This is a genomic window from Prevotellamassilia timonensis, from assembly GCF_900106785.1.
GTDB classification, from domain to species: Bacteria; Bacteroidota; Bacteroidia; order Bacteroidales; family Bacteroidaceae; genus Alloprevotella; species Alloprevotella timonensis.
The window spans coordinates 222,280-245,825 of the sequence record NZ_LT629845.1 but is presented as its reverse complement, the minus strand read 5'-3'; the positions used below and the strand labels follow the sequence as shown (position 1 = coordinate 245,825).

Here is a 23,546-nt window from a genome sequence, read left to right as displayed (position 1 = left end):
AGTTTCACACACCTGCCGTTCATGCCCCAGCCTTTATACTGAGCAAAGCCTTTGGCAAGTAATTTATGATGTCCGAGGCCGTCACGCCATGTTCTCCCATGTCGGCAGCCGCCATGTCGCCAGCCAGCCCGTGCCAGTAAACGCCCAGTTTACAGGCCTCCTCTGGCGTATATTGCTGTGCCAGCAGGGCCAAAATAATGCCCGTCAACACATCGCCGCTACCGGCCGTAGCCATGCCCGAATTGCCTGTTGGGTTAAAGCACACCTGCCCATCAGGAATACATACGGCCGTATAATGCCCCTTCAGACAAATAAAGAATTTGTGCTGCTTGGCCATGTTCACAGCCTCGAGCAAAGTGCTGTATGAATCCGTATTGCATATACCAAGGTGCTGCATCTCCTTGGGGTGCGGCGTAAAGATGGCATTTGCCGGAATTTGCGGTATCCACCCTTTGTGGCTGCCCAATATGTTGATGCCATCAGCGTCTATCACCAAGGGTATGTCCGTATGGCTCGTTTGTTCTATGAAGGCCAGCGCCGTGCGTTTGTCTGTCCCAATGCCAGGGCCAATGGCCAAAGCCTGGAAAAAGTCGGTCCTGACGGGATTGGTAAAAATGCGTTCGTCCTCATCATGGTCGAGCACAGCCTCAGGCACAGCTATTTGCAAGATGTCATTATTTTTCAACGGGGTGTGCACCGTCACCTTGCCTACGCCCGACTTCAGACAGGCCCTTGCAGCCAACACAGCAGCCCCAGCCATGCCATACTTGCCAGCCACGAGCAGCGCATTGCCAAATGTACCCTTATGACCAAAGGCAGGACGTGCCTTTACCAAAGCGGCCACATCGGCACGTTCCGTTATTTGATACGGAATGCACATCTCGTCAAGCTTGTCAAGGCACAACCCTATCGACAGCACATGCGTTTGTCCTGCATAAATCTGGTTGTCGGCCAATATGAGCGCAAGCTTGGGCAGCCCGATGGTCAATGTATGGGTAGCCCGCACAATGGCCGAAGGCGAATTGTAAGTATTATCCTCACACATCAGTCCCGAAGGCATATCAATGCTCACCACATCGACTTGTGCCGCATTGATAAACTTTACCAAAGCGGCATATCCGCCCCCAAGGGGCTTGTTCAGCCCTGTGCCAAACAAGGCGTCAACTATCAAGGTGTCGGTGCTCAGTTCGGGTGCTTCAAACTGCTGTTGTATTTCAATGAAATCCACTTCAGGACATTCTTGGCTCAACCTTTCGGCATTCACCTTGCAGTCCTCGCTCAGCGAATTGTTGGTATTAAACAAAAAAGCCTGTATGCGCTTATAGCCACGTTTGCTCAGCATACGGGCCATAGCCAAACCATCGCCACCATTGTTGCCCGGACCAGAAAATACGACAATAGGCTTTTCGTGGTCGGTGTATTCATTCTGTATAAAGTCTGCCACAGCCTTTGCAGCCTCCTCCATCAGGTCAACAGACTTCATGTCACGTTCTTGGATCGTATAATTGTCCAACTCCCTCATTTGGTGAGCGTTTGGTAGCTTCATGCTTATATGTGATTTTCGTTATTTGTATTTTCCTTGCTATGTCAGAATAGCCGACAACAGCCCATGCGGTACGACATGTCAGAATTTCCACCAAGCCTTTTTCTTTGGCTCTTGGTTGTCATTTGTCAACCTTTCAACATACTGCGCATAGGTCATGTGCTTTGTCACCATCTGATAGATTGTGCCCCAATCGGGCAGTCCGCCACAATTACGGTCGTCGATGAACACATCGGCCTTAATTTTACGACTAAAGTGTGCCGTACCCTGGTGGTCTGAGGCGTCCTCGTCAATATCTGAATTTACAGCATAGAAACGCACGCCACGTTCTTCGCACCATTTTACGGCGTCGTCAAGTAATTGTCCCTCGCGCACACTCCACAATATGAGTTTGTGGCCGTCCTGCATCAACTGGCGCAAGCTGGCGGTGGCAAATGGTATTTCCTTTCCGATGGCCGGATATTTGTGCTCCACTATCGTGCCATCAAAGTCTACTGCTATTATCATGTGAGATTTTTGGAGTAAGGTTATAAGGTGGTTCTAATTAAAGTGTAAGGATTGCCTTGAAAACTAAACAGGCCAGGATACACGTGCCCCTGCCAAGTCCAGCCCATCAGCGGCTAAGCCCCTTGGCTGGCATACTCATCGGCCAGCTTCAACAGATATTGACCATATTGGTTTTTAGCCATTGGCAAAGCCTGTTGCCGCACCTGCTCAGCCGTCACCCACCCATGGGCCAACCCGATGCCTTCGAGACAAGCCACTTTCAAGCCGGTACGCTTTTCTATCACTTCAATAAACGTAGAAGCCTCGCTCAAACTGTCGTGCGTCCCGGTGTCGAGCCAGGCAAAACCGATGCCCAAAGTTTGCACCATGAGTTTTTTGTTCTCAAGAAAATGCTGATTAACGGTCGTAATTTCCAGTTCGCCACGTGCCGACGGTTTAATTTGCTTGGCCACCTTCACCACCTCGTTGGGATAGAAGTACAAGCCCACCACGGCATAGTTCGACTTAGGCTGTGCAGGTTTTTCCTCAATGCTCACTGCCTGTCCATCGTTGTTAAACTCTACCACGCCATAGCGTTCCGGGTCGTTCACGCGATAGCCAAACACCGAAGCGAGTCCCTCGTTTTCAGCCTTTGACACAGCTTCACGCAGCATGCTCGAAAAATTACTGCCATGAAATATATTGTCGCCAAGCACAAGGCACACGCTATCGTTGCCAATAAATTCCTCGCCAATAATAAAGGCCTGTGCCAAACCATCGGGCGAGGGCTGCACGGCATATTCAAAGTGTACGCCAAATTCACTGCCATCTCCCAGCAAGCGTTGGAAGCTCGGCATATCCTGTGGCGTTGAAATAATCAGTATGTCGCGTATGCCTGCAAGCATCAACACCGATATGGGGTAATACACCATCGGTTTGTCGAATATGGGAATAAGTTGCTTGCTTATGCCTTTTGTAATGGGATAGAGGCGTGTGCCGCTACCACCAGCTAATACTATTCCTTTCATGTAGTGAGGGATAAGGTTGTAACAAATGAAATACGCCATGGCAGCGCATCATTGCAAATCTAAAGCCAAGATAGTGCAAGGTGTGAGCAGAGCACCAAACTCGTTTGAGTGTTTTGCCGAACCGACGCCTATCTTTTGCAAAGATAGTGCAAGGTGAGCGAAGTGCAAAGCGAAAAACGCGTTTTTTGATTTGCACTTCCGAGCCGCAGCCTATCTTATTCAAAGATAGTGCAAACCGAGCGCAATACAAAATGAAAGGCCCAAGACTTTCATTTTTATTGCCGAGGTACAGCCTATCTCGGGGTTCAAGCACCAAACGCTAACTCTAATGGGGGCGACGCGTCCCGCGTCGGTTTTTTCAGCAGCCTCGTCTCGCGAAAAAGATGCTGCTATTATTTAGTAGAGTTCATATTTTCCTACTTTCTCTATCCCGACGCGAGACGCGTCGCCCCCATTAGAGGTTGCGTTTGGAGCATGAACACACAAAATGCGGGCAAAATCAAGACCCTGTACAAGGTCTTCAGTTTTGCCCGCAATAATCATTATAACAATTATACATCTTGCAAAACACGTTGCAAGAATGCTTATGCATTATCTAAAAATAAGGATGGCTATACTCGTGAGTACAGACGTTACAGACAACCAGGTTGAAATATTGCGCACCGAGTTATCGTTGTTGGTAGACTGACCCATACGCACTTTGTTAGGCTCAACATACACCACATCATTCTGCTGCAAGTTGAACACCGGCGAATTAAACAAGTCCTTTGAGCGAAGGTCTACAAAATAAGTCTTTGTTACGTTGCCCTCCTGACGGAGCACCCTGATGCAATCGCGACGGCCAGTAATGGTCAAGTCGCCCGCACGACCTATAGCCTCGAGTATGGTCATCTTGTCACGCGTGATTTCCTGCAATCCCGGACGGGCCACTTCACCCAACACCGTAATATACTGATTGTAGGCGGCCACCGTTACAACAGCGTCGTTCAACACGCCATCACGGAACTTGGCCTGAATGCGCGATGCAGCCTCAGCGCGAGTGAGGCCTCCCACTTGCACACGACCTATGCCCGGCACATCAACATTGCCATTCTCGTCTATCGTGTAACGCATGTTGTCGGCATTTGAAGTGCTCGAATATGACGAACCTGTCGACAAGTTGTAACGTACTGCCAACTCGGGAGTGGCAGCACTGGTCACGGTTATACCTATCTTATCGCCCGGCACGAGTTTCAGCACACTCTGCTGGGTGGGAATGACTGTTGTGGCAACACTGTCGGGAGTAATGTCTTGAAAGTAGATGATTTTCTCTTTGGTCTTGCATGACGCAATGGTTAGGATTGCTACCAAAAGGAGGAAGATGTTTTTCTTCATTATTCTGTTCTGAGTTGTTATATATGGGTGCAAAGTTAATATAATAACTTGTAATTAAGCAACAATTACAAAATGATTTTTGCGCCTATTGTGCAAATTGCAAACGAATGTCATTGTTTTATTTGCACAAGGAGCAAATTGTCAGAGTACAACACTTGCACAGTTTGCAAACTAACATTTGATTTTTCTAATTGCACAATCTACGATTGCGTAACCAACCGATGGGACCTCACAAGGTTTCACAACAAGTGCAGACACACTACCATAAGATGTAAATGCACAAAGTGTCTGCACTCTGCACTTTTGCCACAAAACTACATGAATATCAACTTATTACACAGTGTAGACAAAGGTAAAAAACGCCTACACACCTGTATGCACTTGTCTACACTAACAAGCGAATACGGCAGACCAAATGCTTGCACAAAAACGGTCGTGCCAACCGCTCGCTACGGCATAGGGAGAACGTTTTTTCTGTCGGAGCAACCGGAAGTACGCGCCCCCTATACCGCAATGCGTAGTCGGCACTACACGTGTACACTTGCATCTATGCTGATAAGTGCAAGCAAAGTAAATAGTGCAGACAAGTGTAAATAAGTGCAGATAGTGCAGACACGAGTGTAGTTAAGTGCAGACAGCGTGCAGATAAATTTTGGAGTTGTCTACACGCCTGAAACGATTGAATTTCAGCGCAGTGTATATAAAAAGTGCAGAGTGCAGACATTTTGCATTAAAACGATATAGAGAGCAAAATGGGGCAGCATTACGCGTGCATCGTAAATGAGATGTCATACATTTGTATGCTACTTTTTTGTACATTTGCATACAGAAACAACGTTCAACATTCACGCCTTATGAAAAAGATTATCAATCCCTATTTGGGTAAAAAAGGTTACAAGTGCATTTGCTGCAGTCCGGACAATCCCATCGGTCTGCATTTACAATTTTGGGAGGAAGGCGACGAGGTTCTGACAAAATGGAGCCCGAGCGAGAACTACCAGGGTTGGGTCGACACATTGCATGGTGGTGTGATTGCCATGCTGATGGACGAGGTGGCCGGCTGGGTGGTCAACCGCAAGTTGCAAACAGCGGGCATGACCACACGGCTCGACGTTAAGTATCGCCAACCGGTCATGACCACCGAACCGCTTATTACCATCAAGGGGCACATCAGCGCACAACGCCGCAATATTGTCACCATACATCTTACTCTTGAAAATGCCAAGGGCGAAATTTGCGACGAGGCTGATGCCACTTACTTCACTTTCGGACCGGAACGGGCCAAGGAAATGGGCTTTGATGGTTGCGCAGTGGAAGGAGAAGAGTAAAATACGAACGGGCTCAAGCGCCAACACAAAACGCTAACACTAAGCGCTAACACAAAACGCTAACACTTAGCGCTAACACTTAGCGCTAACACAAAACGCTACCTCTAATGGGGGCGACGCGTCCCTCGTCGGGAATTTTAAGGCAAAGGCTCACAGATAGTAGTGTGATTAATACTATCTATGAGCCTTTATTTTGTTCTTTTTTCCGACGCGAGACGCGTCGCCCCCATTAGTGGTAGCGTTTCTTCAAGCACTAAGCGCTAACACAAAGAACCATTGCCCTTCAATGCAATTTCTACTCAAAGTTGCTACGTCTTCAGTATCGTCTGTTGAATATAGATATATTTCCAAATCAGCTATTCGGTACTTCACGTTTCTGACTCCTTCACTATCTTTTTCACATTTGGCGATGGAAAAGTTTTTCATCAGGCTAACCGCCAATGCTTCGTAATCCTCTTTTATTGGATTAGCGAATTTCTTAAAAAGAGAGTCTATTGTTTTATACTCGTTCATATTTCCTGTCTATTGGCTAATAAACTGATTAATGATATTTATTTAACTAGTGAATGGCAAACCTCAGTGTCGGCTATAGACTACATCATTTCTCTTTTAAACCAAAGTTCAAATACACTATCAGCAAGGAATATACCATCTTTTTCAACGGTGATAATCTCTTTGTCAACCAAACTTTTCTTTATACGGTCTATATTTGACTTACTGCCAAGAGGGTATATTTCAGAAACCGCTTGAGTTGTAAATCCTGAATGTATGTCTTTGCACAAAAGACGAATGAAGTTGAGCTGATAGGTCGTAAGCCCCTCTGTCTGTTGTATGAAGAGACTGCTGTTTTGCTCCAACAGAGCCTTCAAGCCTTCTTCAAAACTCTCCTCGTTTACTTCTTTTCCTGTTTCGGCCATAACGTTCCATGCAAGTTGCTGCACATAAGATGAGTAATTCTTTACCACTTGGCATATTCTGCCAGCATACTCTTCTGCTATCTTCTTGCCATATTTCTCGTATCGAGAACAGATGAATGGGACCCAATATTCCGTAGGAATACACTTGAGATGCAACATCTCCCCAAACTGATAGAAAGGCATACGACGACTTTGGAAAATATTTTCCATCAGATGCTTCTTACTGCCAAAGAAGCAATATGACACATTTTGATGATGCTGCCAAACACCGCGTAGACGTTTTTGTATAGTCAGCGAGTCTGTAAACTCTCCTATCTGCTGAAACTCGTCAATACATACTACAAGGCGAACGCCCTGTTCCTTGGCAATACGTTCTGGAAGATTCAAAATTTCCTCTGGAGAATAATCCTTGGGTGTTATACCCAAGGATACAGAAAACTCAGAGTTAGGTTCTGGGCTAAATGAAATTTTGGGCGAGATTCTAACCAAAAAACGCTTGATGTTCTCCATTACTTGCTCCAAATGGTTGCCGGTGGACTTCATGATTGTTTCAGCAAATCGGTTATAGAAATCATATTCACTTCTGCAGTCATATATGTCCATATAGACGATTTTTAGCATAGGGTTATCAATCTCGGAAATCACCTTTTTTATAAGAGAAGTCTTACCCATGCGTCTTGGAGATATAAGAATAACATTAACGCCATTTTCAAAGTCAAGCTTGATACGCTTGGTTTCTTCAATTCGGTCTGTAAAGTTATTACCACCGACCGACATACCATATACAAAAGCTTTCTCCATAATCTTTACTCCTTACTTAATTAGATTACAAAGGTAATGTAAAAAGAAGTAGTTCACAAGGTTGTGGTCCACAACTTTGTGAAGTCGATTGAAAAATCTCATAAAATAGACTCCCTCTCCATATTTTTCACATCTGCTTGTCTGCGTCGCTTCTTCCTTTTAACGCGAGTTCGTATTTCCTTCCCCTTTTTCTATCCCGACGCGAGACGCGTCGCCCCCATTAGTGGTAGCGTTTCTTCAAGCACTAAACGCTAACACTAATGGGGGCGTTTCTTCAAATACCAAACTGTTGATCAGCGAGCAAGCGAACACCGCATCACAACACACCACCTGAGGTGCGCATCATGTCCTGTGTAGAACGCAGGGGCTTTTCCTTTACCTCAAACGTAAAGGTTTTGGACGCTCCCTGCACCTTGACATTTTGATATTCGGGCTGTGCCCCCATCATCTGGTCAAAGAGGTCGGGCATACGCACCACACGCTGCAAAGTAGCCTTAAACTTTTGTACGGGTATTGTATATGTACCCGTCTTTTGCGGTGCCACCACATATTGGTTCCACACAAGGGTGTAATACATCTGGCGTCCCTCGCGCGTACGTCCGGCCGTGGCGTTGCGGTCTATGTCGAGCTTGCGTACATCACATTTACCCTTCACCACAAACTGGCTCGTACATTCGGCCTTGGCAATAGGCGCCGTGGCATACAGCACCACCGACACCAACATGCTGTCGCCGGCATAAAGGGTGGTACGGTCGGGCAATATGCGTGCAAACAACACATCTTTCGTTGCTGCCCGAAGAGGCAACACCATCAACATGAGCAGCAATGGAATAAGCAACCTTTTCATATTTCTATATCATTTATTGAGGTTTCGGATTTAACAAGGACGGGCTGAAAGCCCAATATTCTTCATAGCCCAGGGCAAGCGAAGCGACACCCTGGGTATCGCGTGTTGAAGCAGTCGCGCCCTGTAAGGGCAAAAGTAAAAAGTTCTGTTACTTCTGCCCTTACAGGGCGTAACTTTTGCATTCATACCAACCCAGGGTGACGCTTTGCTTGCCCTGGGCTATGAAGAACATTGGGCCTTCAGCCCGCACTTGCCAAATCTGAAACTTCAGTTATTTTACGCATTTTCTACAACGGACGGTGTACTTTCATCTTCCGTCTCGAGGTCGGCAAGCCATGCGTCCGAGCTGGCATCGGAAGGCATGCGCCAGTCGCCACGCGGACTGAGCGAGCAGCTGCCAACCTTAGGCCCATCGGGCAAGCACGAACGCTTGAACTGCTGGGTGAAGAAACGGCGGAAGAAGGTGCGCAACCATTTGAGAATAACCTCATTGGTGTACGCCGTGCCATTGCCTGTACCGTCAAATGCACGACAGGCAAGATAATATATCTTTTGCGGACGGAAACCGAAACGCAGCACATAATACAAGAAGAAGTCGTGCAGCTCGTAAGGGCCGACAAGGTCCTCTGTCACCTGCTTGATATTGCCGTTCTCGTCAGCCGGAATGAGTTCGGGACTGATGGGGGTGTCTACTATGTCGAGCAGTGTGGTGCGGCTGGCCTCATCGGCCATGTTGCGTGCAGCCCAGCTCACGAGGTGCTTTACGAGCGTTTTGGGTATGGAGGCATTCACACCATACATGCTCATGTGGTCGCCATTATAGGTGGCCCACCCAAGTGCCAGTTCGCTCAAGTCGCCCGTACCGACCACAAAGCCGCCCATCTGTCCGGCAGCGTCCATCAATATCTGCGTACGTTCGCGGGCTTGCGAGTTTTCGTATGTCAGGTCGTGCACATTGATGTCGTGTCCCAAATCCATGAAGTGCTGTGTCACCGCGGGTGCTATGCTTATCTCGCGTATGGTCACACCGAGCTCCTTCATCAAGTTTGTGGCATTGGTATAGGTGCGGTCGGTTGTGCCAAACCCTGGCATGGTGATACCCACTATGCCACGGCGGTCGCGCTCCAAACGGTCGAAGGCATGCACTGCCACCAGCAGGGCCAGTGTGGAGTCGAGGCCGCCACTAATGCCTATCACCACCGTCTTGGCACGGGTGTGCTCTATACGACGTGCCAGTGCCTCGCTTTGTATGCAGATAATCTCCTCACAACGCTCGTCAAGCTCGTAGCCCTCGGGCACAAACGGGTGGGCGTCGATGGGGCGTGTCAGTGTAAACGGCACATTGCTTGCATAGGGTTCGAGTTCTATATTGCGGTAGTTCTGCACCAGTTCGTTGTCGAAGGCATTGGCAAAAGTCGTATTGGTGCGACGCTCGGCGCGCAGACGCTCCACGTCAATTTCGCTGCAAATGAGCTGTTCGCGCATGGCAAAACGTTCGGCCTGTGCCAGCAAAGCGCCATTTTCGGCTATAAAGGCACGACCGCTGAACACGAGGTCCTGTGTGCTTTCGCCATAACCACTGCCAGCATACACATAGCCAGCCAGCAGGCGGGCGCTCTGGCCGAGCACAAGGTTGCGCAGATACTGCGCCTTGCCTATGAGTTCGTTGCTTGCGCTAAGATTGAATATGATGTCGGCACCGGCCAGTGCCAAGTGGTTGCTGGGCGGCACAGGTGCCCAAAGGTCTTCACATATCTCAATACCGAAAGTGCAGTGTGTGGTGGAGAACACGAGGTTCTTGCTCATGGGCACCGTCTGACCGCAAAAGCGCAATTCCACACCATTGGCCAGCACTTGGGCTGAGGTGAACCAACGCTTTTCATAAAATTCTTTGTAATTGGGTATATACGTTTTGGGCACAAGGCCATACACTTTGCCCCGCTGTATGACGGCAGCACAATTAAACAGCATGCTGTTATAGGCTATTGGCACGCCCACCAAAGCCGTAACATTAAGGTTACGGCTGAACTCCATCAGTTTGAGCAGTGAAGCTTCTGCCTCGTCAAGCAGCAACTGCTGCTGAAACAAATCCTGGCAGGTGTAAGCAGTGATGGCCAACTCGGGCAGGCACAATATCTCTACACCCTGTCCCTCGGCCGACGCCATAAGGCTTTCAATCTGTTGGATATTAAAAGAACAATCGGCCACCTTCACCGAAGGAATGGCCGCCGCTACTTTGATAAAACCGTTTTGCATAATCAATATTTGATGCAAGAAAACGCCACATTTTGCCCTATCGTCACGCACATACGAAACGACAGGGCACAAAAAAAGGCTGTACCAGTGATGTGATGAAACTCCGAGCGAAATAAGATTTGAGCTCCAGCCAATCTCTGTAATCCGACCCTACGACAAGCGCATATCGGCACGCCATTGAATAACTGGTTGACTCGGTTTTCAAGTAATTATTGATGAGTATCCCAATCTAACCGGTACAGCCGTATATTTTTCTGCAAGAGGCTGATTTCCTGCCTTTATACAGCGCGCTGTCTGATGAGCGCTCTGTTTTTATGTCTTATTGAATTTGATGCAAATATACAATCATCTGATATTACTGCCAAACGTTTGCACTCATTTTTTTGCCTGTCCCTCCAATTTACATGTTTTGCAGCAAAAGGTGGGTGTATGTCATTTTTTCTTGTTAAGTTTACCGCCAAATGCGGCACAAGCAAAAAGGCCCTTTTCTACCACCTGAATAATCAGTATTTTTTAGAACCGCCCCATTACTAAACGCTTAAATTTGAAGCATGAAGACTCTCACTTTTCATATTGACTACCACACCCGCCACAATGAGCGCCCCGAGCTGGTCTGTTCGATTGATGGTGGCGACATATTATATATAGCATTGCAGAGCAACGACCAAACGCACTGGACCGCCACGCTGCAAGTGGCTGATCAAAGCCAGCACATCAGATATGCCTACCAAATAGTGGCTGACGACGGCACACTGCTGCGCGTCGAGACTAACACCTGGCGGTTGTTTGCATTCAACCACCGCTCTGAGGTATGCTTTTGCGACGCCTGGGCCGACACGTGCTTGGGGCAGAACTATCACCGCGCGGCATTTGAGCAATGCTTGATGTTGCCACGCGGCGGCGAAAAGATGCACCTTGAGTTGTTCACCTCGCCTTATTTATTGCTGCTGCACACGCTGCCACCAGCCAATGGCATGAAGTGGGCCGTTGTGGGCAACACGCCCAATATGGGGGAATGGCAGCCACAGCAGGCACGCATCATGCAGCGCACTGACACCTACGAGTGGGCACTGCCGCTGACGCGTGAGGATTTTGAACAAGGCTTGGAGTATAAATATGTATTGGTGGACGCTAAAGACCCTGCACACGCACAGTGGGAGGAGGGCGGCAACCGCATCATCAGCCCCACCCCATGCAACCTCAATGCCTCGATTGTGCGTCAGGACGAAAGGCCGCGCATGAGTTTGCCTCAATGGCGGGGAGCGGGGTGTGTCATTCCGGTGTTCTCGCTGCGCAGCAAGGGCAGCATGGGCATTGGCGACTTTGGCGACCTTGACACCATGATACGCTGGGGGGCCGATGTGGGCATGAAGGCTATTCAGCTGCTGCCCATCAACGATACCACACGCACGGGGTCGTGGCACGACTCTTACCCCTACAATGGCATTTCGGTGTTTGCCCTGCACCCTGCCTACCTCGACCTGCGAGAGTGGAGGGGGAGCAAGGCTTACAAGGTGTATAGTGCGCTTGGCACGGAGTTGAACACTCTGCCTGAGGTGGACTACGAGAGGGCTTTTAAGCTGAAAATGGACTTTGCGCACGCTTTATATAAAGAGGGTGGTGCAAAGGTGGTGGCCTCTGCGCCTTTCAAGAAGTTTTGCGATGACAACGCACATTGGTTGCCTGCCTACACTACTTTTTGCACGCTGCGCGACACTTACCACACGGCCGATTTTCGCTCATGGCCCGACGATGCGCCCAAAGCCGGCGAACTGGAGGCCTACACTGCCAAACACCCCGATGTGGCCGACAGCCGCCTGTTCTACGCCTGGCTGCAATATTTGCTGCACCGGCAAATGCAACGGGCCCACAACACGGCACGCGAACTGGGGGTGATACTGAAGGGGGATATTCCCATTGGCATCAGCCGCGACAGTGTGCCGGCATGGGCCGACGGCCATTTGTTCCACTTTGACGGACAGGCGGGGGCACCGCCCGACGACTTTGCCGTGCATGGGCAAAACTGGGGGTTCCCTACCTATAATTGGGAGGCCATGGCGCAAGACGGCTACCAGTGGTGGCGCAGCAGACTGAAGCACATGGAGCAGTACTTTGACGCTTACCGCATTGACCACGTGCTGGGCTTTTTCCGCATTTGGGAGGTGCCGTCGCAACATATTTACGGACTGTTGGGGCAGTTCCGCCCCGCCCTGCCCTATACCGAGGCCGAAATTCACGACTTTGGTTTTGGGGGCGACGTGCAAGCCTTGTGTGTGCCACGTGTGACGGCCGGAACCATGCAAAAGTTGATGACCGACACAGAGAATGCCAAACTGGCTGCCGACTATTTTACAAAGAACGGCGAATGGTATGTGCTGAAGGAGGCTTACCGCTCCCAGCGTGCCATCTGCCGCTTGCTGCCCGAGGGCAAAACGCGCCAGACTTTGTTGCAGGTGGTGTGCGAGGTGTTGTTCATACGCGATGCCACACACGCCCATCTGTTTCACCCACGCGTTGGAGCACAGCGCACTTGGCTTTTCGATGCCTTGAGCGAGGCCGACCGTCAGGCTTTCAACCATCTGCACGACCACTTCTTTTACGAGCGCAACAACCAGTTTTGGGCTGACGAGGCCATGAAGAAGGTGCCGGCAGTCACACAGAGTGCCGACGCGCAGCACCCGGTGCTGCAACTTTATCCGCTTAACGGCAATGGCATGTTGCCATGTGCCGAGGACCTTGGCATGGTGCCGGCATCGGTTAAGGGTGTGCTTGAACGGCTCGAAATTCTGTCGCTCGAAATCCAGCGTATGCCCAAGGCTTATGGTGTGCGTTTTGGCAATCCGCTCGACAATCCTTATCTGTCGGTGGCCACCATTGCCACCCACGACATGCCGCCATTGCGCTTGTGGTGGCAGCAAAATGGCGAACAGTCACAGGCCTTTTGGCACGAAGCGCTGCGCCACAATGGCGAGGCGCCCGCCGAAGCCACACCTGAGGTGTGCGAGGAGGTGGTAAAATTGCACCTGCAATCGCCCTCAATGCTTTGCTTGTTAGGGTGGCAGGATTGGCTTGCCATATCACCCACGCTGCGCAGCAAGCACCCCGAGACGGAACAAATAAATGTGCCGGCCAACCCCGACCAATACTGGCAATACCGCATGCACCTCACACTTGAGGAGTTGATACAGGCCACGGGCTTTAACGACAAGGTGCGCGCACTGATTGCGGCCTCGGGACGTTTGGATAATTAAAAACGCAAGTTACGGATTTAGCCCGCGCGGGCTAAAACATCGTGCAAGGCGAATGCAATCAAACTTGCGTGAATTGTTCAAGCATCAAACGCTACCTCTAATGGGAGCAACGCGTCTCGAGGCTGCTGAAAAAAACGACGCGGGACGCGTCGCCCCCATTAGTGCTTGCGTTTCTTCAAGCATCAAACACTAACACCAAACGCTACCACTAAGAGCTACCACTAAATGCTAGCTCTAATGGGGGCGACGCGTCTCGCGTCGGAGAATTTTTCGGCAGCCTCGTCTCGCGTCAGGATTTTAGGCAAAGGCACACAGGCAGAAGTGTAATTAGTGCTTACGTTTTTTGCAGCTGTCATTGATTCAGCCCGCACTTATTAAAACCGAAACTTCAGACAACAACTACCATATATGACCATTGACGATGCACGGCTTATTGAGTTGCCACGTTTCAACGACCCTCGCGGCAATTTGTCGTTTGTAGAGCAACATAACCAGGTGCCTTTCAAGTTTGAACGCGTATACTGGATATACGATGTGCCGGGGGGCGAAAACCGCAGCGGACATGCCTACCACACTACCGAGGAACTTATCATAGCCATTTCGGGCAGTCTCGACGTGATTGTGGACGATGGCACAAACAAGCGCACCTTTACGCTTAACCGCTCGTACTACGGGCTTTACATACCAAAGGGACTTTGGCGCACGCTCACAAACTTCTCCACCAACTCGCTGGCACTCGAAATAGCCTCAACGCCTTACAACCGTGCCGACTATGTGGAGGATTACGGCACTTACAAACGAATGAAGCAACATGGAGAAATATAGTGTATTCGACTGCTCTATTGTAGAACTTAACCGACACCATTCTGACCGCAAAGGCAACCTTACCGTGGTGCAGAATGGCGACACGCTGCCTTTCGACGTGAAAAGGGTTTACTACCTTTACGATGTGCCGGGCGGCGAGGAACGTGGTGCACATGCCCACCGCACACTGAGCCAATTTATAGTGGCAGCATCTGGTTCGTTCACTGTCACACTCGACGACGGCCAATGCAAGCGGTCGTTTTTCCTCAACCGCCCCTACCAAGGGCTGCTGGTGCGCCCGGGATTGTGGCGAAGCATCACCGACTTTTCGTCGGGGGCGGTGTGCATGGTGCTGGCTTCGGACATTTACAAAAGCGAGGATTACATTCGCAACTACAACGATTTTGTAGCATTCAGACTCTCGCTCAACAATATTGAAACATTATGATTAAACTATACGACTTGCAGCGCATCACCCACGAACACGCCGATGAGTACAAGGCCGCCATGGCCCGCGTGATTGACTCGGGGTGGTTTTTGCAGGGCGACGAGACGAAACAATTTGAACACGACTATGCCCGCTACATCGGCACACAACATTGTGTGGCGGTGGCCAACGGACTTGATGCGCTTTACCTCATACTACGCGCCTATAAGGAAATGGGGGTGATGGCTGATGGCGACGAAATCATCGTGCCGGCTAACACCTACATTGCCACCATATTGGCTATTACACGCAACAATCTCAAACCTGTATTGGTGGAACCTACTTGGCACCATCTGGAACTTGACACCGACCGCGTGGAACAGGCCATCACACCGCGCACACGGGGCATCATGACGGTGCACCTGTACGGACGACTGGCGTGCAACGAGCAGTTGCTCGACATTTGCCACCGCCACCACCTCAAACTGATGGAGGACAATGCACAAGCGCAGGGGTGTACGTTCAATGGCAAACGCACCGGTTCGTTGGGCGATGCCGCAGCGCACAGCTTTTACCCTGGCAAAAACATCGGGGCCATGGGCGATGCTGGGGCCGTCACAACCGACAATGCGGAACTTGCCGCCACCATTCGCGCCCTGGCCAACTATGGCAGCGAACGCAAATATGTGTTCAAATATGCGGGCATCAACAGCCGCATGAGCGAGATGGACGCTGCCGTGTTGCGCATCAAACTCAAATATCTTGACCACGACAATGCCCGCCGCCAGCAGTTGGCCGACTTTTACTACGGGCACATCAGCAATCCGCTCATCACGCTGCCCGAGCGTCTGCCCGATGCCCACAATGTGTACCACCAATTTCCCATATTCTGCAAGGAGCGCGACCATCTGCAAACGTTTCTTGCACAACAGGGTGTGCAAACGCTCATTCACTACCCTATCCCCCCGCACAAGCAGCAATGCTATTATGAGGCATGGGGTCACGAGCTCTCATTGCCTGTAACGGAGCGCATTCATGCCGAGGAACTTTCTATCCCTATGAGTCCGGTGGTCTCTGCCGATGAGGCGCAACAAGTGGTTGATGTGCTCAATAAATGGCAAGGTACGTCACAAAATGCCATTTAATGGCGCATTAGTTGTTATCTTTTTGGTAATTTTGTGCATAAATACAGAACAATGCCGACTCACATGAAATACACCATATTCAACCGCCGCACAGAACTATTGCGCGTGCCCTTGGCCAAGGCCATGTTCTACGAGGCTTATGGCAACTACTGCTATGGGGTGTTTCCCAACAAACAGAAGGTTATGCTGCCCGTTGGCCTCACCACCGTTGAGGAGATGCTGCACAAGCAGGCTGCCGAAACGGCACCAACCTTCCTGCGCATTGGCAAACGCTACATTGTCAATGCCGACATGATTGTGCAAGTTAACCTTACCAACCATAAGTTGGTACTCTCCGACTTTGAGCATGAGGGTAACTTTGCCCTGCCCATGTCGAAAGAGGCGCTTAAAACTATCAAACGACTTTACGAAGACAATACTTTATGGAAATAGGCGAAAGCATCATTATTGGCCGCATGGGGCAACAACCGCTACACCTGTCCGACGCCAGCATCGACCCGCAGCACGCCACACTTACGCGCACCTCGGCCGACTCGTATGTAATTGAAGACCACGACTCGGCCAAGGGGGTCTTTGTGTTTGGCCTGCGCATCATGCGCAAAAGCATCAAGGCTGACACGCCTTTATTTTTAGGCTCTTTCAAGACCTCGGTCAAACAACTGCTTACCGATGCCTCGCGCATCAACCTGCAACAGGTGTGGAACGACTACGACAAGCAAAAGCGCAAGTGGGACCGCTACTCCATGTTGGTCAACTCCATTCGTATGCTCACCCCCATACTGACCATGCTCGTCACACAGATGGTGGGTCAAAACTGGCTGGTGTCGTGCATTGTGCTGCTGGCTGTCATGGCCATTGCCATCTTTGCTGGCGAAAAGGTGCTCGAAAAGAAGACCGTCGCTTTGGCCACCCTCAACGCACAGATGCAAACCACCTACGTTTGCCCGCACTGCCACAAATTTCTTGGCTTCGTCCCCTACTCTGTGCTAAGCGGCAAAAAGTATTGCCCTAATTGCGGCGTGCCGATTAAGTAACGCGCTGACGGAGTTCTTGGTTGACAGGTTTACAAGTTGACAGGTTTACAAGTAAGTTTGATATACACTCCTTGTTCTGTAGAACTTGGCTAACTTACCCGTCAACTTGTTAACTCGTCAACCCGTCAACTCCTCAACTCGTTTACTAATAAATGATACAAAAGCATGATGAATCCCAATACAAGACAAGTGCCCTATGGTGTGGCCGACTTTGAGCTGATCAGAAGAGACAACCTCTATTATGTGGACAAGACCATGTACTTGCCCATGCTCGAAGCTGAGGCACGCAACATATTCTTTACGCGTCCACGCCGATTTGGAAAAAGTCTGCTCATCAATATGCTGCATGCCTATTATGATTGCAACAAGAAGGACAAGTTTGAACAGCTGTTCGGCGACTTGTGGATTGGTAAACACCCCACAAGTTTACAAGGCAAATACCTCGTGCTATACTTGGACTTCTCACAGGTGGGCGGTAGCATCGATCAAGTAGAAGAAAAGTTCAATGCCTATTGTGGCACACAACTCAATGGTTTTGTACGCGACTACGAAAGACTTTACCCCGAGGGGTTTGTTCAAAAAATTGACGGCCTCGCCGATGCAAGTGCCAAACTTAACGAAATTGCCAACGAGTCGAAACGCAGAGAGTTGCCTCTCTACCTTATCATCGACGAGTATGACAATTTTACCAACACCATACTCAACGAGCAAGGCGAAGCGGTGTACCATGCTATCACACACGCTGACGGCTTTTACCGCGACACATTCAAAAGGTTTAAGGGAAACTTTGAGCGCATATTCATGACTGGCGTCAGCCCCGTTACTTTAGACGATGTAACAAGCGGCTTCAACATTGGTTGGAACATTACCATGAAGTCTGAGTTTAACGACATTCTCGGCTTTACTACCGACGATGTGCGCACCATGTTCAACTACTACAAAGAGCAGGGCGAGCTACCTGCCGATTTGGACGTGGAGGAGGTCATAAATGACATGAAACCATGGTATGACGGATATTGTTTCTCGGAAAAATCACTAAAAAGCAAAAACCGCGTGTTTAATTGCGACATGGTGCTTTATTACTTGCGCAACTATATGAGTTACGGCTGTGCACCCAAACAAATGATTGACCCCAACACTAAAACGGACTACAGCAAGATGAACAAGTTGCTACGTTTTGACAAGCTGGACGGCAACCGCAAAGGGATTATTAAAAGCATAGCTGAAACAGAACAAGTAATTACTTCGCTCGAGGAGTCTTTCCCCGCCCGTGCCTTGACCAATCCCGACACATTTACCAGTCTGCTCTTCTACTATGGCATGCTGACCATCAAGGGCACACATGGCATGCAACTTGTGCTGGGCATTCCCAACAACAATGTGCGTAAACAATACTATGGCTATTTGTTAGAGGAATACCAACAAATGAGCCGTGTGAGCCTCAACGACCTCATAGACAAATTTACCAATATGGCCTTTGATGGCGATTGGCGTACCGCACTCAGCAGCATGGCACAAGCATACGCTAACATATCATCTGTGCGCGACGGCATTGAAGCTGAACGTAATTTGCAAGGTTTCTTCATGGCTTACTTCAGCTTAAACGACTATTACTACACCGCTCCCGAATTGGAGCTGAACCATGGCTATTGCGACTTTTTCTTGCTGCCCGATCTCACTCACTACCCCACCCAGCACAGCTACATCATCGAGTTAAAGATGCTACATAAGGGAGATAGTGAGGAACTTGCTCAAAAGCAGTGGGACGAGGCCGTCAGCCAAATCAATCGCTACGCTGCAGCACCAAGAGTTGAGGCCCTGCGCCAAGGTACTGAGCTACATAAAATCATCATGCAATTTGAAGGCTTCCAACTCAAACGCATGGAAGAAATTGTTAACAAATAATCAAGCGCACACATCATGAACCCCAAACACATCATTCTCACCCTGCTCCTCATGCTTTGCCCCATTGGCATGGCAGCACAGAGCACCATTACACGTAATAAGCCGAAGCCGGCTGTAACGAAACAAAAACCTGCTGCAAAGCCAAAGGCTAAACCTACACCACGGCGCAATAGCAGCACTACTGGTTTGTCGGCAGAGCTTAACAAGCTCATTAACAATATGGTGTATGTAGAGGGAGGAACCTTTACAATGGGTGGCACAGCTGAGCAAAATGGCGATATGGACTACAATGAAGAACCTTCACACAATGTGACTCTCAGCAGCTACTACATCTGCAAGTATGAGGTAACGCAAGCTCTTTGGCGGGCCGTCATGGGGAGTAATCCTTCCTATAAGAAAGGCGACAAGCTACCAGTTGAATGCGTCAGTTGGGATGACTGCCAAACCTTTATCAACCGTCTCAACAGCTACACGGGCCGCAACTTCCGCCTACCTACAGAAGCAGAATGGGAGTTTGCCGCACGCGGTGGCAAGAATAGTCGTCACTACAAATATAGCGGCAGTAATAATATTAACGATATCGCATGGTATCATGACAATAGTGGGACGCCGACACCGAGACACGTTCACCCCGTCGGTTGTAAACGCCCCAACGAATTAGGACTCTATGATATGAGCGGCAATGTTTACGAATGGTGTAATGATTGGTATGGCTCATACACGTCATATTCACAAACTAATCCAACAGGTCCAGTAACGGGGGCTTATCATGTAAAGCGCGGTGGTAGTTGGAATGATTATGCCAGATACTGCCGCTCATCAACCAGGTATAATGGTGCCACGGATAGCGAGATCGGCCTCCGCCTCGTCCTCTCCAATTTATAATATATCACACACACATCATGAACCCAAAACACATCATACTAACCCTGCTCCTCATACTTTGCCCCATTGGTATGGCAGCACAGAGCACCATTACACGCAATAAGCCGAAACCGGCTGTAACGAAACCAAAACCTGCGGCAAAGCCCAAGGCAAGACCGAAAGCCAAGCCCAAACCTGCACCACGGCGCAATAGCACACATCATTCAAGCAGCACAAACAGCACGACTGGTTTGTCGGCCGAGCTTAACAAGCTCATCAACAACATGGTATATGTGTCGGGCGGTACTTTCACCATGGGCGGCACAAGCGAACAAGGCTGTGATGCTGAGTCTGACGAAAAGCCCACCCACAACGTCACCCTCAGCAGTTATTACATCTGCAAATACGAGGTGACGCAAGCCCTATGGCAGGCCGTCATGGGCAGCAATCCGTCTGAATTCAAAGGCGACGATCAACCTGTCGAACGCGTGAGTTGGAACGACTGCCAAACCTTTATCAACCGCCTCAACAACTACACGGGGCGTAACTTCCGCCTGCCTACCGAAGCCGAATGGGAGTTTGCCGCACGTGGCGGAAACAACAGCCGCCACTACAAATACAGCGGTAGTAACTACATTAGCGACGTGGCATGGTACATCGACAACAGTTATAAACGCCCCAACCCCATTGGCACCAAGCAAGCCAACGAACTCGGCCTGTACGACATGAGCGGCAATGTGTGGGAATGGTGCAGCGATTGGTACGGCTCATACAGTTCTTACTCGCAAAACGACCCAACTGGGCCTAACAGTGGGGCTAGCCACGTGTTTCGCGGTGGCAGCTGTTACGACCTCGCCAGGATCTGCCGCTCGTCTCGCCGTGACGGCTACTCGTCCGGCTACCGCGGCAGCCACCTCGGGCTCCGCCTCGTCCTCTCCCAGTTGTAAGATCCTTGTTAAAAAGAAAAGAGTCTGAAGCAAAAACGCGACAAAAGGAGGCGACGGGAGGAGCCGACGATGTCGTGTTTATGCTTCGGGCGATAAATAGATACCGCCTGTGGCGACATTTACAACAAAGGTATTACCACAAAGACATATACAATAAGAGTCATACCCCACACCTAACACCTTCCACCTCACCATGCGCCAACTGCTACTTTTACTCTGCATACTGCTCCCCCACCTGCTGCCTGCCCGCACCATCTATATGGTGTCGGTGGGCATAGCCAAATACCAATACATCAACCCCTTGCGGCAAACCGAGAATGATGCAACCGACATGGCGGCGCTCTACCGCACACACACTACGCACGTCACACTGCTGACGGGGAAAAATGCCACACGGCAGAGCATCTGCACGACACTGAAAAATGTCTTTGCACAAGCGGAGGCCGACGACGTGGTGGTGTTCTTCTTCAGCGGACACGGCAGTAAAGGCGGATTGTGCGCCTACGACACACGAGGGGCGTCTACCTGCATCAGTTATGGCGAGATAGCCAAAATCATTAAAGGCTGCCGCGCCAACAACAAACTGCTGTTTATTGATGCTTGCTATGCCGGCGGCCTGCGCCACGACAGCAACGCTGTCGCTTCCGCACAAAGTTCGTTTGACAAAACCGAGGGGGTGATGCTGTTTCTCTCATCACGCACCAACGAAACCTCGCGCGAAAATCCATACGGACGCAACGGACAGTTTACACGTTACCTGCTGCGCGGCTTGAAAGGCGGAGCCGACAATAACCGCAACCGCATTGTGGAGGCGAAGGAACTCTTTGACTTTGTGGCAGCCAACGTGGCCAAGGCTACCAAGGGCAAGCAGCACCCTGTGATGTGGGGACGCTTTGACAACAACATGCACGTAATGAATTGGAACCCCAAAAGGTGATTTCGTCACGCCAAACACGTATTTCATACTTTGAAATGCTATAACCATTGGCAAAAGGCGAACCTTGTTTTGCTCTTTTAAGGGCTGTTCGCCCTTGTACCGCTTACCGCGGGATACATAAGAACATAAGCTACATAAGTAACATAAGGCTGGCGCCGTGTTTTTTACATAAGCTGAGGCAGGGCTTTCCGCCCAGCCTGTAAGATACATAAGGGCTGCGCCGTGTCATTGGCTCTAATGTAGTTTGTCATGATAACATAATGGAACAAATTAAAGCGTTCTCTTCATCAGGCGTCAGCCCTTATGTATCTTACAGGCTGGGCGGAAAGCCCTGCCTCAGCTTATGTAAAAAACACGGCGCCAGCCTTATGTTACTTATGTAGCTTATGTTCTTATGTATCCCGCGGTAAGCGGCACAAGGGCGAACAGCCCTTAAAGCACCAATGCAGGATAAGACATGTTTTAGCCTGTCAGTCCGCTATGATTGCTTTGGGTGGCACATGGACGAAATCAGGAACATGCACGTAATGAATTGAAACCCCAAAAGGTGATTTCGTCATGCCAAGCACGTATTTCATACTTTGAAACGCCATAACCATTGGCAAAAGGCTACAAAGCACCTATCTTTGCATCATAAACATCTAAAACAACCAAGCCATGTATAACAACAACGACACCATCACACAGGGACGCAACAAAGACCAAAAGCAAAGCAATGATAAGAAACTGCACTTCAAAAGTATGGCAGCCTCCTCATTTGTAGGTGCCATGGCTGGCGCAGGTGCCATGTGGGCTGGCGAAGCCTTTGCCAACGAGCAAAATAATGAAGCTGCCGCCGCTACCGCCGAGGCTGCAGGAGTACAAACCATTGCGCAGCCCAACGAGCAGGAAGTTACTGCCGACACGCTGGCCGCTGAAAGCAAAACACAAGCACAGCACGAGGCCAACGCCACACCAAAGGCCGATGCCACAACACACAACGCTCACAGCAGCCACACCACACACCACGATGAGCCGCAACTTACTCCGGCCACTCACACGCAAGGATATGCCGCACAACACGACATTCAAATTGAAAGTGTCGAAACCATGACAACCGACGACGGACGCACCGTCACCATGGCCATCGGCACAGTGGACGGCCACATGGCGGCCTTCAAAATGGACGACAACAACCGGGTGGTGGCCTCGTTTGTCGACACCAACGACAACGGCGAGGTGGACGACAATGAAGTGACCGACCTGCGCAGCGAAAACATGACGCTGAACACGCTCACCAATGGCAACAACAATGTACAAATGGCGGCCGACGACACCGAGTCGCCCGAAATTCACGTCATTGCCGTACAAAACGATGTAGACCTTAACGGCCACACAGTGGACGTGGCTCACGTGAGCGTGGGTGACGAACACGTTGCCTTGGTAGACGTTACTCAAAACGGCGAGGTGGACATCATGATGGGCGACAGCAACCACGATGGTCAAATAGACGACAGCGAACTGCACGACATATCTGACAGCCACATGCCCATGCCGTCGGCCGACGATGTGGAGGGGGGCTACGGACAGATGGCACAGTCTGACACCGACCTGCCCGACTACTCCAACGATGCCGATATCACACTATACGACGCATAATGACGAACTAACAA

At 49.9% G+C, this 23,546-nt stretch carries 20 protein-coding genes; 12 read left to right on the top strand and 8 right to left on the bottom strand.

Going from position 1 to position 23,546, the window contains the following annotated elements; translation table 11 throughout:
* Nucleotides 1-19 precede the first annotated feature (19 nt).
* The 4 genes from BQ5453_RS09670 to BQ5453_RS09655 form a co-directional block, all read right to left on the bottom strand.
* A complete protein-coding gene (locus tag BQ5453_RS09670; RefSeq protein WP_071123067.1) occupies nt 20-1,546 on the bottom strand; it encodes an NAD(P)H-hydrate dehydratase in 1,527 nt (508 codons plus the stop codon).
* Between the two features lie 78 nt (nt 1,547-1,624).
* Entirely contained in the window at nt 1,625-2,050 is a 426-nt protein-coding gene (locus BQ5453_RS09665) for a BT0820 family HAD-type phosphatase (protein ID WP_022102576.1), read from the bottom strand.
* 113 nt (nt 2,051-2,163) lie between these two features.
* The gene (gene rfbA / locus BQ5453_RS09660; protein WP_071123605.1) at nt 2,164-3,057 is read right to left on the bottom strand and encodes a glucose-1-phosphate thymidylyltransferase RfbA; all 894 of its coding nucleotides are present in this window, start codon (nt 3,055-3,057) and stop codon (nt 2,164-2,166) included.
* A gap of 591 nt (nt 3,058-3,648) precedes the next feature.
* The gene (locus BQ5453_RS09655; protein ID WP_071123066.1) at nt 3,649-4,431 is read right to left on the bottom strand and encodes a polysaccharide biosynthesis/export family protein; all 783 of its coding nucleotides are present in this window, start codon (nt 4,429-4,431) and stop codon (nt 3,649-3,651) included.
* An 854-nt stretch (nt 4,432-5,285) separates the two neighbouring features.
* On the opposite strand from BQ5453_RS09655, the gene BQ5453_RS09650 reads away from it, so the two are divergent.
* Nucleotides 5,286-5,759, top strand: a complete 474-nt coding sequence (locus BQ5453_RS09650) for a PaaI family thioesterase (protein WP_071123065.1) — start codon at nt 5,286-5,288, stop codon at nt 5,757-5,759.
* Between the two features lie 246 nt (nt 5,760-6,005).
* On the opposite strand, the gene BQ5453_RS09645 is transcribed toward BQ5453_RS09650, so the two are convergent.
* The 4 genes from BQ5453_RS09645 to BQ5453_RS09630 all read right to left on the bottom strand — a co-directional run bounded on the left by BQ5453_RS09645 (nt 6,006) and on the right by BQ5453_RS09630 (nt 10,580).
* Nucleotides 6,006-6,272, bottom strand: a complete 267-nt coding sequence (locus BQ5453_RS09645) for a hypothetical protein (protein ID WP_071123064.1) — start codon at nt 6,270-6,272, stop codon at nt 6,006-6,008.
* An 80-nt stretch (nt 6,273-6,352) separates the two neighbouring features.
* A complete protein-coding gene (locus tag BQ5453_RS09640) occupies nt 6,353-7,477 on the bottom strand; it encodes an AAA family ATPase (protein ID WP_071123063.1) in 1,125 nt (374 codons plus the stop codon).
* A 316-nt stretch (nt 7,478-7,793) separates the two neighbouring features.
* Complete coding sequence (locus BQ5453_RS09635; RefSeq protein WP_071123062.1) at nt 7,794-8,324, bottom strand: BatD family protein; 531 nt, start codon at nt 8,322-8,324, stop codon at nt 7,794-7,796.
* A gap of 276 nt (nt 8,325-8,600) precedes the next feature.
* Nucleotides 8,601-10,580: an NAD(+) synthase gene (locus BQ5453_RS09630; RefSeq protein WP_071123061.1), complete on the bottom strand. Its 1,980-nt coding sequence runs from the start codon at nt 10,578-10,580 to the stop codon at nt 8,601-8,603.
* Between the two features lie 551 nt (nt 10,581-11,131).
* Here BQ5453_RS09630 and BQ5453_RS09625 point away from each other — a divergent pair.
* From BQ5453_RS09625 to BQ5453_RS09575, 11 genes are all read left to right on the top strand, one after another.
* Nucleotides 11,132-13,831 (top strand): 4-alpha-glucanotransferase, encoded by a 2,700-nt coding sequence (locus tag BQ5453_RS09625; protein ID WP_071123060.1) that lies wholly within the window; start codon nt 11,132-11,134, stop codon nt 13,829-13,831.
* A gap of 408 nt (nt 13,832-14,239) precedes the next feature.
* Nucleotides 14,240-14,656 (top strand): sugar 3,4-ketoisomerase, encoded by a 417-nt coding sequence (locus BQ5453_RS09620; protein ID WP_022101964.1) that lies wholly within the window; start codon nt 14,240-14,242, stop codon nt 14,654-14,656.
* On the top strand, nt 14,643-15,083 hold the full coding sequence (locus BQ5453_RS09615; RefSeq protein ID WP_022101963.1) for a sugar 3,4-ketoisomerase: 441 nt from the start codon (nt 14,643-14,645) through the stop codon (nt 15,081-15,083). The genes BQ5453_RS09620 and BQ5453_RS09615 overlap by 14 nt, the downstream gene beginning before the upstream one ends.
* Nucleotides 15,080-16,207, top strand: coding sequence for a DegT/DnrJ/EryC1/StrS family aminotransferase (locus BQ5453_RS09610; protein ID WP_071123059.1), 1,128 nt, complete (start codon nt 15,080-15,082; stop codon nt 16,205-16,207). The genes BQ5453_RS09615 and BQ5453_RS09610 overlap by 4 nt, the downstream gene beginning before the upstream one ends.
* A gap of 63 nt (nt 16,208-16,270) precedes the next feature.
* On the top strand, nt 16,271-16,639 hold the full coding sequence (locus BQ5453_RS09605) for a LytTR family transcriptional regulator DNA-binding domain-containing protein (protein WP_071123058.1): 369 nt from the start codon (nt 16,271-16,273) through the stop codon (nt 16,637-16,639).
* On the top strand, nt 16,630-17,241 hold the full coding sequence (locus tag BQ5453_RS09600; RefSeq protein WP_022101960.1) for an FHA domain-containing protein: 612 nt from the start codon (nt 16,630-16,632) through the stop codon (nt 17,239-17,241). The genes BQ5453_RS09605 and BQ5453_RS09600 overlap by 10 nt, the downstream gene beginning before the upstream one ends.
* A gap of 168 nt (nt 17,242-17,409) precedes the next feature.
* Nucleotides 17,410-19,146 (top strand): ATP-binding protein, encoded by a 1,737-nt coding sequence (locus BQ5453_RS09595; RefSeq protein WP_071123057.1) that lies wholly within the window; start codon nt 17,410-17,412, stop codon nt 19,144-19,146.
* 15 nt (nt 19,147-19,161) lie between these two features.
* Complete coding sequence (locus BQ5453_RS09590; RefSeq protein ID WP_071123056.1) at nt 19,162-20,031, top strand: formylglycine-generating enzyme family protein; 870 nt, start codon at nt 19,162-19,164, stop codon at nt 20,029-20,031.
* A 17-nt stretch (nt 20,032-20,048) separates the two neighbouring features.
* The gene (locus tag BQ5453_RS09585; RefSeq protein ID WP_071123055.1) at nt 20,049-20,957 is read left to right on the top strand and encodes a formylglycine-generating enzyme family protein; all 909 of its coding nucleotides are present in this window, start codon (nt 20,049-20,051) and stop codon (nt 20,955-20,957) included.
* Nucleotides 20,958-21,150: 193 nt separating this feature from the next.
* The gene (locus BQ5453_RS09580) at nt 21,151-21,894 is read left to right on the top strand and encodes a caspase family protein (RefSeq protein ID WP_071123054.1); all 744 of its coding nucleotides are present in this window, start codon (nt 21,151-21,153) and stop codon (nt 21,892-21,894) included.
* 657 nt (nt 21,895-22,551) lie between these two features.
* The gene (locus BQ5453_RS09575) at nt 22,552-23,532 is read left to right on the top strand and encodes a hypothetical protein (RefSeq protein WP_071123053.1); all 981 of its coding nucleotides are present in this window, start codon (nt 22,552-22,554) and stop codon (nt 23,530-23,532) included.
* Nucleotides 23,533-23,546: the final 14 nt, after the last annotated feature.